Source organism: Pseudomonas hormoni, assembly GCF_018502625.1.
Taxonomy (GTDB): Bacteria; Pseudomonadota; Gammaproteobacteria; order Pseudomonadales; family Pseudomonadaceae; genus Aquipseudomonas; species Aquipseudomonas hormoni.
The window spans coordinates 924155-940730 of record NZ_CP075566.1; the positions used below are offsets into that span (position 1 = coordinate 924155).

The 16576-nt window shown below is 59.4% G+C and carries 8 protein-coding genes; 5 read left to right on the forward strand and 3 right to left on the reverse strand.

What is annotated here, in order from left to right:
- The first annotated feature begins 116 nt into the window (after positions 1–116).
- Together KJF94_RS04285 and KJF94_RS04290 are read left to right on the forward strand one after the other, a co-directional pair.
- Positions 117–1010, forward strand: a complete 894-nt coding sequence (locus KJF94_RS04285; RefSeq protein ID WP_007945995.1) for a LysR family transcriptional regulator — start codon at positions 117–119, stop codon at positions 1008–1010.
- 4 nt (positions 1011–1014) lie between these two features.
- A complete protein-coding gene (locus tag KJF94_RS04290) occupies positions 1015–1608 on the forward strand; it encodes a tRNA-uridine aminocarboxypropyltransferase (RefSeq protein WP_214381417.1) in 594 nt (197 codons plus the stop codon).
- Positions 1609–1762: 154 nt separating this feature from the next.
- Here the strand turns inward: KJF94_RS04290 and KJF94_RS04295 are convergent, their stop codons facing one another.
- The 3 genes from KJF94_RS04295 to KJF94_RS04305 all read right to left on the reverse strand — a co-directional run bounded on the left by KJF94_RS04295 (position 1763) and on the right by KJF94_RS04305 (position 6851).
- Positions 1763–3127 carry an HlyD family type I secretion periplasmic adaptor subunit gene (locus KJF94_RS04295; protein WP_214381419.1) on the reverse strand — a complete coding sequence of 455 codons (1365 nt, stop codon included), beginning with the start codon at positions 3125–3127 and terminating at the stop codon, positions 1763–1765.
- 187 nt (positions 3128–3314) lie between these two features.
- Positions 3315–5474, reverse strand: coding sequence for a type I secretion system permease/ATPase (locus KJF94_RS04300; RefSeq protein WP_214381421.1), 2160 nt, complete (start codon positions 5472–5474; stop codon positions 3315–3317).
- Between the two features lie 18 nt (positions 5475–5492).
- The gene (locus tag KJF94_RS04305) at positions 5493–6851 is read right to left on the reverse strand and encodes a TolC family outer membrane protein (RefSeq protein WP_214381423.1); all 1359 of its coding nucleotides are present in this window, start codon (positions 6849–6851) and stop codon (positions 5493–5495) included.
- Between the two features lie 593 nt (positions 6852–7444).
- Here KJF94_RS04305 and KJF94_RS04310 point away from each other — a divergent pair.
- The 3 genes from KJF94_RS04310 to KJF94_RS04320 all read left to right on the forward strand — a co-directional run bounded on the left by KJF94_RS04310 (position 7445) and on the right by KJF94_RS04320 (position 16574).
- Positions 7445–11818: a retention module-containing protein gene (locus tag KJF94_RS04310; RefSeq protein ID WP_214381425.1), complete on the forward strand. Its 4374-nt coding sequence runs from the start codon at positions 7445–7447 to the stop codon at positions 11816–11818.
- Between the two features lie 282 nt (positions 11819–12100).
- Positions 12101–14071 carry a hypothetical protein gene (locus tag KJF94_RS04315; RefSeq protein ID WP_214381427.1) on the forward strand — a complete coding sequence of 657 codons (1971 nt, stop codon included), beginning with the start codon at positions 12101–12103 and terminating at the stop codon, positions 14069–14071.
- A gap of 223 nt (positions 14072–14294) precedes the next feature.
- Positions 14295–16574, forward strand: coding sequence for an autotransporter outer membrane beta-barrel domain-containing protein (locus tag KJF94_RS04320; RefSeq protein WP_214381429.1), 2280 nt, complete (start codon positions 14295–14297; stop codon positions 16572–16574).
- Positions 16575–16576 lie beyond the last annotated feature (2 nt).

Below are 16576 nucleotides of genomic sequence, written 5' to 3' on the forward strand. Positions count from 1 at the left end.
GCGGGTCTGTCTGACACTACGAGATGAATGGTTTTGGGGCCGCTTCGCAGCCCAGCGGGAGCAAGCTCCCTCGCCACAAAAGCGCAACATGCATGACCTTGCAATCGGAGCCCCCCATGGCCAACGCTTTACCCGACCTGAAACTGTTACGCATCTTCGTCAGCGTGGTCCGTCATCAGGGGTTCGCCAACGCGCAGCAAGAGCTCAACCTCTCGACCTCGGCGATCAGCACCTACATGAGCCAGCTCGAAGCAGCCCTTGGCCTGGTGCTGTGCCATCGCGGTCGTGGCGGTTTCAGCCTGACCAGCAAAGGCGAATTGTTCCATCAGGAAACCCTGCGGCTGCTCGGCGAACTCGAAGGTTTCGAGCAATACGCGGCGGCGCTGAAGGGTGAACTGCGCGGTACGCTGAACCTGGGGGTCATCGATTCCACCGTCAGCGACAAGGCCTTGCCCTTCGCCGAAGCCATCGGCGCCTACAGTCAGGAACACCCGGCCGTGCATTTGCACCTCTCGGTGATGAGCCCGTACGAACTGCAACTCGGCGTGCAGGACAACCGCCTCGACCTGGCCATCGGCGCATTTTCCACGCGCATGAGCGGGCTGGTCTACATGCCGCTGTACCGCGAACAGCACTGGTTGTATTGCAGCAGCCGCCATCCGCTGTTCACCGAGCGGCGCATCCCCGAGCAAGTCATCACTCAGCAACGCATGGTGGGGCGCGGTTACTGGAGCCAGGCCGAACTGGCGCGCCACGGTTTCAAACACAGCGCCGCGACCGTGGAAAGTATGGAGGCGCAGCTGATCCTGGTGCTGTCCGGCGCCTACATCGGTTACCTGCCGGAGCACTACGCCCAGGCCTGGGCGGACAAGGGTGACTTACGCGTGTTGCTGCCGGCGACCTTCGGTTACCAGGCGCCGTTCTCGATGATCGTGCGCCGGGGCCGCAGCCGCGAACCGTTGATCCAGACCTTTCGCGATTTGCTCAAAGCACAACTGAATCAGGCTTGAGAACATGTCCAGAATCCAATGCCCGCGCTGCCTGCGTCCGCAAACCCACTGCCTGTGCCCACTGATCCCGAGCCTCGACAGCCGCACTCGGGTATTGCTGCTGCAACATCCGAGTGAAGTGAACCATGCGCTGAACACCGCGCGGTTGGCGGCGTTGGGGTTGAAGAATGCCGAGTTGATTGTGGGTGAGGTGTTTGAGGATTTGCCGGCGCTGTTGAATCAACCGGGCTATCAGGCGCGACTTTTGTTTCCGGCAGAGCAGGCGCAGCCGTTGCAGGCTTACACCGCGAATGATCAACCGCTGCTGCTGGTGGTCCCCGACGGCACCTGGCGCAAGGCGCGCAAAATGCTGCACCTCAATCCGCTGCTGGCGGCGTTGCCCCGAGTGACGTTGGTGGATGGTGGCGTGTCGCGGTATCGCTTGCGCAAGGCGCCGGGGCCGGGTGCGTTGTCGACGGTGGAGGCGATTGTGCAGGCGTTGCAGACGCTGGAAGGGCCTGTCAGTTTCGAACCGTTGTTGAGGCCGTTCGAGGCGTTGATCGAGGGACAGATTGCGGCGATGGGGGAGGAGATCTACCAAAAGAATCACCTGCGATGAGTTCCTCTGTGGCGAGGGAGCTTGCTCCCGCTGGGCTGCGCAGCAGCCCCAAAACTGATCACTCCGGTGAATCAGGCAGACGAGTTGCCGGGATTAGGGAGCGCTTCGCACTCCAGCGGGAGCAAGCTCCCTCGCCACAGGGACTGCAACAGACTTAGCGCTCCCGCATCGCCTCAGTCCGGGCTTTAAGCACCGGTTTCAGCAGATAATCCAGCACACTTTTCTCACCCGTGATGATGTCCACCGTCGCCACCATCCCCGGAATAATCAGCAGCGGTTTCACATCCCCACCCAAGTGATTTTTATCGGTCCGCACCTGAATCAAATAAAAACTGTTGCCCTTGTCATCCGTAATCGTGTCCGCCCCGATCAACTCCAGCTTCGCACTCAACCCGCCATAAATCGTGTAGTCATACGCACTGAACTTGACCATCGCTTTCTGCCCCGGATGCAGGAACGCCACGTCCTGCGGGCGCACCTTGGCCTCGATCAGCAGGTTGTCCTCGATGGGCACGATTTCCACCATGTCGCTGCCCGGCTGAACCACGCCACCGATGGTGTTGACCTTCAGCACTTTGATAATCCCGTGCACCGGCGACACCACCGTGGTGCGGCTGACGCGGTCGTCGATGGCGATGCTCGACGCGGTGATTTTCGACAGGTCGGTGCGTTTCTCATTGAGCTCTTTCGCCGCGTCCGAGCGGAAGGATTGTTCCGATTCGTCGATCTTGCTTTTGATCTCGTTGATCGCCGATTCGGCGCGGGGAATCGCCAGCGTCGTGGCGTTCAGCGAGCCGCGAATCTCCACCGCGCTGCGTTTGAGCCGCAGGATTTCCACCGGCGAAACCGCCCCGGTACCCACCAGCGGCGCGGACATGTTCATCTCTTGTTGCAGCAGCGCCAGGCTTGAACTGTATTGACCCTGTTTCGAGCGAAACTCCGCCAGTTCCTGGGTTTTCTGCCGCAGCTGTTCGGTCAGTGTGCGCTGTTCGCTGGCCAGGCGACGTTGCCGTTGTTCGTACAGCGAGCGCTCGTCCTCGGCGACTTGCGGGGCCTTGGCGATCACCTCCGGCGACAGCTTGAACGGCCGCCCCTCGGCCTCGGCGGACAGGCGTTCGACCTGCGCGGTCAAGGCATACCGATCGACCTCGCTTTCACCCTTGTTCGACAGAAACCGCGTGTCATCGAGGCGCAGCAGCGTGTCGCCCTTGTTCACCATTTGCCCTTCGCGCACGAAGATCTCGGTGACGATGCCGCCTTCCAGGTTCTGAATCACCTGCACCTTACTCGACGGAATGGCCTTGCCTTCGCCCATGGTGACTTCCTGCAACACGGCGAACTTGGCCCAGACCACGGCGCTGATGATCAGCGCGGCGGCGAGCCAAACCGTGATCCGCGACCAGCGCGGAGAATCCTGCAATGAAGCGCCAGCCGTTTCCGGCATGAACTCGGCTTCGGCGCTTTTGCTGAAGCTGCCGAAGTAGCTTCTGGCCGCTGAATCCGGTGTTTGAGCAGACATGGGCGATACCCGTCAGGTAAGAGAAATAAAGCCAAACACACATCTGTGGCGAGGGAGCTTGCTCCCGCTGGGTTGCGAAGCAGCCCCATTCACCTCGTTGTGTCAGCTGGACTTTGCGACGGCTTCGCCGCCGAGCGGGAGCAAGCTCCCTCGCCACAGGTTGTGTCTTGGCATCGAGTGGGCGCCCCTAGACAGCCGCAGAGCCGACACGGCCCTTGCGCAGTGCATCGATGACCGCTTCTTTCGGACCGTCAGCGACGATCCGCCCGTTGTCCAGCACCACCAGCCGATCCACCAGGCTGAGCATCGAGGTGCGGTGGGTCACCAGCAGCAGGGTTTTACCCTGGACCCAACCGTGGAGTTTTTGCCGCAGGACATCTTCGCTGCTGTTGTCCATGGCGCTGGTGGGCTCGTCGAGCAACATGATCGGCGGGTCGAGCAACAAGGCCCGCGCCAGCAACACCGCCTGACGCTGACCACCGGACAGCAATTGCCCGCGTTCTCCGACAGGCCGGTCAAAGCCTTGTGGATGTTGCCGCGCCAGTTCGGTCACGCCGGTCAGTTCGGCCACTTCCAGCATCCGTGAATCGCTGATGTAACGCGCGCCGAGGGTCAGGTTGTCACGCAGGCTGCCGGCCAGCAGCGGCAGGTCATGGGCGACGTAACCGATCTGTTGGCGCAGGTCGGCGACGTCCAGTTGCCGCAGGTCCAGGCCATCGAGCAACAACTGGCCTTCTTCTGGTTCGTAGAACCCCATGAGCAGTCGTCCCAGGGTGCTTTTGCCCGATCCGCTGCGCCCGATGATGCCGACCCGTTCGCCGGGTTTCAGGCTGAAACTGATGTTGGCCAACGCCGGTGCGTTCTGGCCGTTGTAGTGAAAGGTCACGCCGCTGACGTCGAGTGCGCCTTGCAGTTGCGTGCGTTCCAGCGGCCGTTGTTTCGCGTCGCGCTCTTGCGGAAGCGCCATCAGCGCATCGGTGCTTTTCATGGTCAGTTGCGCTTGCTGGTAGCGGGTGATCAGCCCGGCGATCTGTCCCAGCGGCGCGAGCACGCGACTGCCGAGCATGTAGGTCGCCACCAGCGCGCCGACGCTGAGATTGCCCGCAATGATGCTGTAGACCCCGGCGACGATGGTCGCCATGCCGGAGAACTGCTGGATGAACAGCGTGCCGTTGGTGGCCAGTGCCGAGAGATTGCGCGCGTGGCTGTCGAGGCGGGTGAGGGCGCCGTGGGTGCTTTCCCATTTGTGCTGGCGCTCGCTTTCGGCGCTGCAGGCCTTGAGGGTTTCCAGGCCGCCGAGGGTTTCGATCAGCAGGGCCTGGCGTTCGGCGCCGAGGGCCAGGCTTTTTTGCACGGTATCGCGCAGGCGCACCTGAATCACCATTGCGAACAGGATCGCGATCGGGAACGCCAGCAACGGAATCACCACCAGCCAGCCACCGAGCAGGCCGATCACCACCAGCATCAGCACGGCGAACGGCAGGTCGATCAGGCTGGTCAGCGTGACGGCAGTGAGGAATTCGCGCAGGCCCTGGAAGTCATGAATGCTCTGGGCGAAACCGCCGATGGTTGCCGGGCGTGCTTTCATCGACATGCCGGTGATGCGTTCGAACAGCGTTGCGGACAGGATCACATCGGTTTTCCTGCCGGCGGTGTCCAGCAAGTGCGCACGAACCACCCGCAGCGCCAGCTCGAAACCGGTGCCGATCAGCAAACCGATCGACAGCACCCACAAGGTGGACGTGGCCTGGTTTGGCACCACCCGGTCGTAAGTCTGCATCACGAACAGCGGCACCATCAGCCCCAGCAGGTTGATCAGGAAACTCGCCAGGATTGCATCGCTGTACAGCCATTTCGACAGCTTTAAGGTGTCGCGAAACCACGCTTCCACACGCGGCACCAGCGGTGAGCGCAAGTCTTCGAGCTCATGCCGTGGCCGGGCGAACAAGGCCTGGCCGCTGTAGTTTTCGGCCAGCTCTTCACGGCTGACCCATTGCTCGCCGCCGTCGGCTTCGCTCGGCAGAATCAGCAAGCGGCCGTCATCGCCGAAGCGACGCAGGACGGCGGTGCGGCCGTTGTTGAGGATCAGCATCACGGGCAGGTTGAGCGCGGAAATGTCGTCCAGGTCGCGGCGCAAAAGCCGCGCCTGCAAACTCGCCCGGGCCGCTGCGCGCGGCAGCAGGTCCAGGCTAAGGCGTTGGTGTGCCATTGGCAGCCCGGCACTCAGGCTGGCGCGACTGACCGTCGCGCCGTGGAGTTTGCAGAGGATCAGCAGACCGTCCAGAAGCGGGTCATCGAAGCTCAGCCGCGGATCGACACCGGTGTTGCCGGGTTCCATGCTGGTCACATTGAACGCTCCATTGCACTACTTCAATTCAGGCAGACGGGCTTCGTTCTTCACTTCGGTCCGGGCGATCGCATCGGCGGGCAGCACCACCCGTTGTTTGCTCAACAACTGGCCCATGTTCGCCAGCACACGGTACATCGAATATTCCTCGGTGTAGCGCACTTCGGTGTAGCGACGGTTGGCGTTGTAAAGCTCGTTTTCACTGTCGAGCACGTCGAGCAGGGTCCGTTGGCCGAGGCCGAACTGGTCCTGGTACGCCGCCCGCACACGGGTGGTGGTTTCGGCGTATTCGCGGGCGGTCGGGGTTTGTTTCTTCGCGTTGACCATGGCGTTCCAGGCCAGGTGGATGTTCTCGTTGAGCTGGCGCAGGGCGTTGTTGCGGATGTCCATGGCCTGGTTGATCTTGTGCGCATCGGAGGCCAGTCGTGCCTTGTCGCTGCCGCCGCGGAACAGGTTGTAGTTCATCACGACGCCGACGCGCCATTCGTTGTCGTGGCCTTCTTCACCGGCGATGTTGTTATTCGCCCCCACCGCGGCTTCAGCGTCAAAGCGTGGGTAGAACGGCGACTTGGCGACTTCGTACTGGCTCTCTGCCGATTGCACATCCGCCTGGGCTGATTTCAGGTACGGGTTGTTGTCGACCATGCTCTGTTGGGCATCCTGGATCGTGGCCGGCAATTCGCCGCGAATCGACGGCAGCGTTTCCAGTTCATCGGGCATGCGTCCGGTGACCGCGTAGAAATTCGCTTCGGCATCGGCCAGATCGACTTCGGCGGTATCGAGGTTGTTCTCCGCGAGTGCCCGACGCGCCACGGATTGATCGGAGTCGGCGTTACTGCCGATGCCGCGCTGGGTACGCAGGCCGATCTGGTCGTTGACCCGCAGGTGTGCCTGCAGATTGTTCTTGGCCAGGGTCACCAGTTCGCGGCGCTTGAGCACTTCGAGATAGACCTCGATGGTGCGCAATGCCAGGTCCTGCGCGGTGCCCTGGGCGTAATAGGCCCGGGAATTGACCACGCCTTTGGTGCGCTCGACTTCGTTGGAGGTGTTGAAACCATCGAAGAGCATCTGCCGCAAACGCAGTTCCGATTGGGTGTAATTCAGAACTTCGGTGTGGTGATTGCCGAAGGCGCGGGTGTTGGTGTTGTCGCTGTACCCGCGCCCATACGCGGCATTCAGATCGACAGAGGGATAAAAACCGCCCTTGGCGACTTTGACGTCTTCATCCGCCGACAGGCGGCTGTCTACACGTGAGGCGAGTTCCGGGTGGGTGGCGATGGTGCTCTGGATCGCCTCGGTCAGCGACATGGCTTGAGCCTGGGAAGTGCAGGCCATGGCCAATAGAATCGCACTGCAAACGGGGGTCAATCGGCGCATGGATACCTCTCCCTGTAATCCTGATGGTGCTTATTAGTCGCCAAATATTTGACGGCATTTATAGGTGAATCTGTTTCACACTTGTAACATCAGAGCTAAGAACATTCTCATACGAACCTTAGAAGTTTTTCTCATAATTGTTATGTCGAAAAAAACTTATGCGCTCTGAAAAATCCAGCACATTGTTCACTCCGAAAGCCCTTGATTTACGAGCCTTAGGGAGCTTCTTGAGGGTTGGGAAAAGTTCAATCCACTTATCGATGTGGGGCGAAGAAGTGCTGGAGGGGAGGGACGCGCAACGGTTTGCTGGGTGACGGTTTTTTGTCACTTGCTGGTTCAGAACCGTTACGCATTGCCCGTAGGCAGGGTTGTTTCGCAACGGAGTCCCGATGTAATTGATTGCATTGGGTTTTATGCCGAATCGAGACACTTGGCCCACGAGCGACTTGCTTGGCGAAAAAGTCGCCAGGGCAGCGACTTGATCAGGCAAGCCGCTGCCCGGTAGACGATCCGCCGATAACCCGCTCACGCCATGAGCACGTTCTTCGCAATCAACAGGATGCCGACTTCGGTTGGCCGCGGAGGAAATGCACATGGCAACGCTCATCGGTATCGTCAGTAAGGTCATTGGTCAGGTGTTCGCTGAAGCGAGCAACGGCACTCGACGTGCCTTGGTCGAGGGGGACCGGCTGTTCGCTGGCGATCAACTGGTCACCGGTGCCGAAGGCGCGGTGGCGGTGCATCTGCAAAATGGCCAGGAACTGACCCTCGGGCGTGGCAGCAGCCTGCAAATGAATTCGCAGTTGCTCGGGCATCAGGTGCCCCACGTGGAAACGGCTGAAGCGGCGACGCCGACTCAGGCGCAACTGTCCGACGTCGAGCGAGTGCAAAAAGCCATCGCGGCGGGTGATGACCCGACCCAGACAGCGGAAGCCACGGCGGCAGGTCCGGGTACATCGGGCGCACCCGGTGGTGAATCAGGTGGCGGTCACAGTTTTGTGCTGCTGGAAGAAGTGGCCGGGCGTGTCGATCCAACCATCGGTTTCCCTACCGCCGGCTTCAACGGTATTCCTGAATTTCCCCTGGAGCGTCTGGCCGGTGATCCGGATAACGGCGGCAACGCGGCTGCGGCGCCGATCGGTGCTGATACCCCGGATGTTCCGAATGACCCGGAAACTCCGGACCATCCCGTCACCCTCAACGGCCTCGACGTAGAGGGCGGCGAACTGACCGTCTATGAGAAAAACCTCACTTACGGCACCGATCCCGATCACCCGGCCCTGACCCAGACCGGCACCTTCACCGTCAGCGCACCGGATGGCTTGCAAACCCTGACCGTCGGCGGCATCGCCGTCGTCACCGCAGGTGTGGCTGCAGGCTTCCCGCAATCGGCCGACACCTGGCACGGCAGCACGCTCACCATCACCGGTTACGACCCGGCCACTGGCGTGGTGACTTACAGCTACACCCTGAATTACGACAGCGATCACCCGAATGCCGGCGGTGCCAACAGCATCTCCGAGAACTTCGACGTCGTCGCCACCGATACGGACGGCAGCACCGCGACCGGCCAAATCAACGTCAACATCGTCGATGACACGCCGAACGCCAACCCCGACGCGACCTCGGTGACGGAGGGCGGCGTCGTCAGCGGCAACGTGCTGTGGAACGACGTCGCCGGCGCCGATGGCCCCTTGCTCGGCGGCGGCGTGGTCGGCGTGCGCGCCGGCTCGGACACTTCGACCCCGGTAAACGGCGGGCTCAACACCCAGATCAACGGCACCTACGGTTACCTGACCCTGGACGCCCAGGGCAACGCCGAATACCACAGCAACCCGAACGCCGTGAACGGCCCCGGCGCAACCGACGTGTTCACCTACACCTTGCGCGATAACGACGGTGACGAAAGCACTACCACCATCACCATCGACGTCAACAACAGTTGTATCAACAATCCGGTCACCCTCAACGGCCTCGACGTAGAGGGCGGCGAACTGACCGTCTACGAAAAAAACCTCACCTACGGTACCGACCCCGATGCCCCGGCCCTGACCCAGACCGGCACCTTTACCGTCAGCGCACCGGATGGCTTGCAAACCCTGACCGTGGGCGGCATCGCCGTCGTCACCGCAGGCGTGGCTGCAGGCTTCCCGCAATCGGCCGACACCTGGCACGGCAGCACGCTCACCATCACCGGTTACGACCCGGCCACTGGCGTGGTGACTTACAGCTACACCCTGAATTACGACAGCGATCACCCGAATGCCGGCGGTGCCAACAGCATCTCCGAGAACTTCGACGTCGTCGCCACCGATACGGACGGCAGCACCGCGACCGGCCAAATCAACGTCAACATCGTCGATGACACGCCGAACGCCAACCCCGACGCGACCTCGGTGACGGAGGGCGGCGTCGTCAGCGGCAACGTGCTGTGGAACGACGTCGCCGGCGCCGATGGCCCCTTGCTCGGCGGCGGCGTGGTCGGCGTGCGCGCCGGCTCGGACACTTCGACTCCGGTAAACGGCGGGCTCAACACCCAGATCAACGGCACCTACGGTTACCTGACCCTGGACGCCCAGGGCAACGCCGAATACCACAGCAACCCGAACGCCGTGAACGGCCCCGGCGCAACCGACGTGTTCACCTACACCTTGCGTGATAACGACGGCGACGAAAGCACCACGACCATCACCATCGACGTCAACAACGGTTGCATCACCCCGGTCACCCTCGATGGCCTCGACGCGTGCGGCGGCGAACTCACCGTCTACGAAAAAAACCTCACCTACGGCACCGATCCCGATCACCCGGCCCTGACCCAAACCGGCACCTTCACCGTCAACGCGCCGGATGGCTTGCAAACCCTGACCGTCGGCGGCATCGCCGTGGTCACCGCTGGCGTAGCAGCAGGCTTCCCGCAATCCGCCGACACCTGGCACGGCAGCACGCTCACCATCACCGGTTACGACCCGGCCACTGGCGTGGTGACTTACAGCTACACCCTGAATTACGACAGCGATCACCCGAATGCCGGCGGTGCCAACAGCATCTCCGAGAACTTCGACGTCGTCGCCACCGGTACGAACGGCAGCACCGCGACCGGGCAACTCGACGTCAACATCGTCGATGACACGCCCAACGCCAACCCTGACGCCACCTCGGTGACGGAGGGCGGTGTCGTCAGCGGCAACGTGCTGTGGAACGACGTCGCTGGCGCCGATGGCCCCTTGCTCGGCGGCGGCGTGGTCGGCGTGCGCGCCGGCTCGGACACTTCGACCCCGGTAAACGGCGGGCTCAACACCCAGATCAACGGCACCTACGGTTACCTGACCCTGGACGCCCAGGGCAACGCCGAATACCACAGCAACCCGAACGCCGTGAACGGCCCCGGCGCAACCGACGTGTTCACCTACACCTTGCGTGATAACGACGGTGACGAAAGCACCACGACCATCACCATCGACGTCAACAACGGTTGTATTAATCCGTCCAGTGACAACGGCGTAACCGTCATCACCAATGTGCTGTCGGGCAGTGTCACTGTGCCGGGCGACGTGCTGCTGGCCAACGACACCGATGCCAACCCGCTGACCGCTTCGCCAACCACCTTCAACACCGGCTGGATCGCCAAAGGCGCGGACTTCACCGGCAGCAACCAGAACTACAGCTGCATCGGTGGCAACGCGCAATCCGTGACCATCGCCCGCAGCGCCTTCGTCGCCAACACCGCCGCCATGACCGCGGTGCTGGTGGTCAGCGGAGCGTTGGGAGAAGTCAGACACAACTCCACCAATGACGAGGACCGCATCACCGTCACCCTCAAACAGGGTGAAACCCTTAACCTCGATCACAATCTGGCGGCCGGTCACGTCGCCCTGGAGTACTCGGTCAACGGCGGCGCGTTCATTGCCATCGGCGACGGCCAGACCATCACCGCCGCGTCGGACGGCACCTACCAGATCCACATCACCAACATCGACAATGACGGGCCGGGCCACAGCGGCAAGGGCGCGGAAAACTACCAGCTGACCCTGACCGTCGACTACTCCGGCGCCCACAACACCACCCCGGACTACCACGGCACCTACACCGTCAACGATCACCACGGCGGCAGCGACAACGCCGGCGTGACCATCACCTATCAGGACGGCCACACCCTCACCGGCACGGCGGGCGATGACGTGTTGGTGGCGGGCACCGGCGACAACGTGATCAACGCGGGCGACGGCAACGACGTGCTCTCCGCCGGTGCCGGCAACAACGAACTCCACGGCGGCGCCGGCAATGACTTGCTGTACAGCGGACCGGGCAACGACCTGCTCGACGGCGGCACCGGCCTCGACACCGCGAGCTACGCCCATGCCACCGCCGGGGTCAAAGTCGACCTGAGCCTGCTCAGCGCGCAAAACACCCAGGGCGCCGGTACCGATACCCTGACCGCCATCGAGAACCTCACCGGCTCCGACTTCGACGACAAGCTCACCGGTGACAACCACAACAACATCATCACCGGCGGCCTCGGCAACGATGTGCTCAATGGGGGCGGCGGCGACGACTTGCTCATCGGCGGCCTCGGCAACAACACCCTAACCGGTGGTGCCGGCGTCGACACCTTCCAGTGGCTCAAAGGCAACAGCGGCCACGACGTGGTCACCGACTTCACACCGGGCACTGACAAACTCGACCTGTCGCAACTGCTGCAAGGCGAGAACGGCACCGCGGCGTCGCTGGATGACTACCTGCACTTCAAAGTCACCGGCAGCGGCGATTCACTGGTCACCAGCATCGACGTCAGCGGCATGGCGGGTGCTGCGCCGAACCAGACTATCGATCTGGCAGGTGTGGACCTGGCCAGCCATTACGGCGTGGCGCCGGGGGCGGGCGGGGTGATTGCCGGCGGGGCGGATACAGCGACCATCATCAACGGCATGTTGAATGACCATTCGTTGAAGGTGGATACCGTGTGACCTGAAACCTTAAACGACAAAACCCGCCATCCCTGTGTAAGGGGTGGCGGGTTTTTTGTTGTGCGGAATTTAGGGAAGTGTCCGACCAGCGGTAGCAAAACCTGTGATTTCTGACAGTAGCCAGCCTTTCGTGTCTGCCTTTAAATCGAGACATCGAGATGAGTGGGGCAATGGTGCGAACACTCATTGATTTAACACAGGTGATCAGTGTCGGCGCTCTTCGTTCGGCATTGGAAGACCGCATATCTGGGCGATAAAGCTCAACATCAAAGGAGTAGCGAAATGTCTATCAAACAAGGCTTTCCTGTTAACGCCAGAAAAAGAAGAATGGACTACCTGGCGTATCGAAACAGCATACGCGTTATTGATATGGAGGCTCCTTCTCCTGGCGACGCCAACCCCTTTTTGGATCCTTTGGAAGCAGGCGGCCCGAAGTACCTTCCTTATAGTTTTTTTAGTAAGCCGCTGGAATTTATGCTCCCGCAATTTGACGGGCAAGATGCCCTGCCATCGAGTTTCATTGAGGCGTTTCTGACGGTAGATGGTTCCCCGGATACCGCATCAAAATTTGAAGGGCTAACACCTCTTGACCCCCTTCCTCCCATTCCCATGACCCTCCGGTTGGCGACCAAAGATGCTCCCGGTTTGCGTAAAATCAGTTTGGCCTTCGAGTTTCAGGGTAACCCTGCGGACGTAGGGGTATTCGAATACGTGGTCGATACCGCCGCGCCCTTGCTCGACAAGTCAGTAGAACCACCGCAAACCGCAATAGATTATGGATTGGATCCGGATGACTTTGCCGCAGGTAAGACTGTTAAGTTGAAGTATGCGCCTTGGTCGAATCAGAAGCTTGGGGCTAAAATTACATGCTATATCGGTCGTGATAAAAATACTAAGCAAGAAGTTGGGTCTATAACAATTACAGAGGCTAACTTAAATCAAACGCTAGAGTTCGATTTGACGACTGCTCACGTCCTTAATTTCGATGGGAGGTATATTGTTTTTTGTGAGGCAACGAGTTATCCAGGCGTTCCGTCCTTGCCATCCGCAGAAACAGTATTGTATGTGTTCAAAGATCTTAAACCTGTTGTGGCAGAACCCCTGAACGTTCCCCAAATACCAGATCCGACGCTTGATATGATTGGTGTTCAGGAATTGATCGATGGGTTGGGTGCCGGCCTTAAACTGCCGATTCCAAACTTTAATAGTTCACTGGATACAATTGTATATAACATCGATGGAGTAGATCAGCCTGAGAAGGCTATACCCGCAAGTGAATTTTTGCATAATCTTGATAACCATGCGCTTATTGAAAAGGGGCATCTCAGAAGTGATCTGAAACTGGGCTACAGAATTAAACGTGGCATCTTTTTTTATCCGATTACACCTATCGTCACCAATTATTTGCTGGACACCCGAAAACCATGTGCACCGTTTGACCCCGCTAAACCCAGTCCCCCAGACGAGAGTATGCTTCTCCCGTGGATTAAGGGGCCGGTCTCCGATGACATCAATATACTGACGGCAGCAGATAAACAACATGGTGGGGCCGTTAAAGGGTATTTACCCTATCATACTCTTTTCAAAGTAGGAGACTCTGCTCAATTGTACGTTGGTGGTCATGAAGTTCCACCGCCGGGCGGAATCTTTGAACCGAGTGACTCTGATGATCGAGGCAAACCCGTTGAGTTTACGTTTGATTGGGACTTTCTTGCGAGTGTCCCGGGTAGTGGTGCCACACAACTTCAGGTCCGTGTGACGCATGACCTGAATTTTAATGAAGCGGATTCTAGATTGGATTATGCGAATATCAATTTAACGCCAATCGTCTTGGCCGCGGCCGGATTCAAATACATGCATTCCAATCCGTTGATAGGTTTGAACTGTAGCGCGTTGAGAAAACTGCCCGATGGCTCGATAGTGTTGGTTGTTAATGTTCCTGCGGATACACGGCTGGCGAACAATCAAGTTACGGTGAAGTACGAAGGGTATGCTACAAATACTCCTGGGACTCCTATTTCCGGATCTGAGTGGGCGGATGCTCCATATGCCCCTACTCCAGCTGAAGCGGCTGCCGGTTATGAGAGGTATATGCCCTATGCATATATGCTGGCGACGCTCAATGGTTATGGTCGGGTGAGCTATGAGGTCACTATCAATAAGGAATTTGTCGCGAGAGATGGCGATGTTGTTCGGGTCAGTGCGTATAACGGCACGGATACATGCGATCTGACAAAACCGATTGATGCATAGGTCGAGTGCCAGTAGGCAAAAGTATCCTGGCTGAGTCCAACTGTATATCCGGTGTCGAGGCGCCGGATATACGGAGTTGTTTTTATTGAGTTTCCTGCATCGGTTTTTTCTCACGCTTTCAGAGATTAATCCTACATTTTTTTGTAGGAAGTCTCTGTATCGTCCGCAGCCCTCAACGTTCTCCGCTTCTTTGCAGGAGACAAGAAGACGAAAGGACAGAACCATGAGTTTGGACAACCTAGCCTCAAATAAACCTGTGACCGTAACGACATTCAAAGTGCTGGCATTGTTGCCGGCTTTTTTTTTGGTAAGCACTTCCGCGATGGCGGCGATCGAAGTTGGCGCCGGCGAGAACGTGACGATCGATCCGACGGACCCAATCAGCGACTATGTGGTGAAAGATGGCGGCATACTCAATGCAGGGGCAGTAACGACCCAAAGCTTGACCATCCAGACCGGGTCGACCTTGAACATCGACGGCGCGACCGTCAATGGCAATCCCGGCTTCTATGGGATTCAGGTTTCTGATAGTCAGGCCACCATTCGACGGGCCACCGTGACGGCGGACACCCGTGCTTTATGGGTGGCTCGACCACCGTCGTCGACGCAGGGCTCGACGGTCGAGGCTACCGATAGCCGGTTCCTGGGCGGAGAGACCGGCGCACTGGTCACCGGTCTGAGTACCTTGACGCTAACCAACAGTGAACTGCGGGGCACCAATGCCGGCAGCATCGGCCTGGACAGTCGCGGCGGTGATGTACGCGCACTGGCAGGCACGCTGATCAGCGGCGACAGCGCGGGCGTACGGATGACCAATGACGCCAACGGCCTCGGTACCAATACATTGCTGCTGGACAATTCCACCGTAGAAGGTCGCAGCGGGCCGGCGATTCTGGTGGAAGGCGGCGTTCTAGGCGCGACCATCCAAGTGCAGAACAACAGTGTTCTGCGGGCGGCTGACGGGACTCTGTTGAAGGTACAAGGCGCCTCCTCGGCGGCAATGAATGTCGTCGGCAGTGCGCTGGAAGGCAACGTGCAAGTCCTGCAGAACAGCACCGTCGACCTCTCGTTCCACGGCGGCTCGATGGTGGGGGACATCCTGCGTGAAAGCGGCTCCACCGCCAATGTCACCTTGAACAATGGCTCATCGTTCACCGGGCGCTTGAATAACAGCAACCTGACGCTCAACCAGTCGAGCCTGACCATGGTCGACAATGACAGGATCGACAACTTGTCGATGAACGACGGCATTGTCAATTTCGGTACGCCTGGCGCGGTGCGTGCGAATCGTCAACTCGAAGTGGGTACGCTCAATGGCAACGGCATCATTGCCATGCAGGGCAATTTCCAGACCGGTGCAAGCGACTTGCTGAAAGCCGATACGGCTACCGGCAGCTACGAATTGGCCGTCAATGCTTCGGGTAAGGACGCAACGTCTCCTCAACCATTGACGCTGGTGCAGATCGCCAATAACCACGCCGCCTTCTCGTTGCTGGGAGGCCGGGTTGACGTGGGGACATTTGAATACGATCTGGAAGAAAGAACCAATGCCACCGGCGGCACCGAGTATTACCTGAACCCTACCACCCGGCTCACGTCCGGTGCGCAATCGGTGGCGGCCCTGTTTCAAACCGCCCTTACCGTGTCGTATGGCGAATTGAAGTCGCTGGAAAACCGCATGAGCGAGTTGCAGGCGGACGATAAGCGCCATGGCCTGTGGGTACGGTCGTATGGCAATAAGTGGAACGTTGACGACGGTTCATCGGGTGTGGGTTATCGTCAACAGCAGCAGGGTTTCACTATGGGCGCGGACACCCGGCTGGGTGACAGTCCCTGGACGGTCGGTATGCTGGCGGGTTACAGCAAGTCCGATCTGGATCTCAATGGCGGCACCTCGGCCGAGGTCAACAGTTACTACTTCGGTCCCTATTTTGGCTGGCTGAATCGCGACACTGGCTACTACGTTGATGGCGCTCTGAAGTTCAACCATTTCCGCAATGAATCCAAAGTCAGGATGAGCGATGGCAAGCGTGCCGAAGGCGATTACAGCAACTCGGCAGTGAGTGCGATCGTAGAAGGCGGCCGCAATATCGACCTTGGGGATGGCTGGTTCGCCAAACCTTCTGCTCAGGTATCCGCCGCAGTCATCCAGGGCAAGAACTATCACCTGGACAATGACATGGAAGCCGAAGGTGACCGCACACATTCGTTGCGGACAAAGCTGGGCGTCATGGCAGGTCGAAGCATCGATCTGGGTAATACTCAGGTGCGTCCATACGGGCGGGTAGCGGTAGTCCATGAATTTGCATCGAACGACAACAACGTTCGGGTCAACGGAAACACGATCAATACCAACCTTTCGGGTAGCGGTTTTGAAGCCGGTGTTGGGTTGACGGCCTCGTTGTCTGAGACGCTGCGTTTAGATGTCGGTATCGATTATGCCAAGGGTAAAAATGTCGAGCAGCCCGTGGCCGTCACCTTTGGTGTGAACTATCAGTTTTAAAT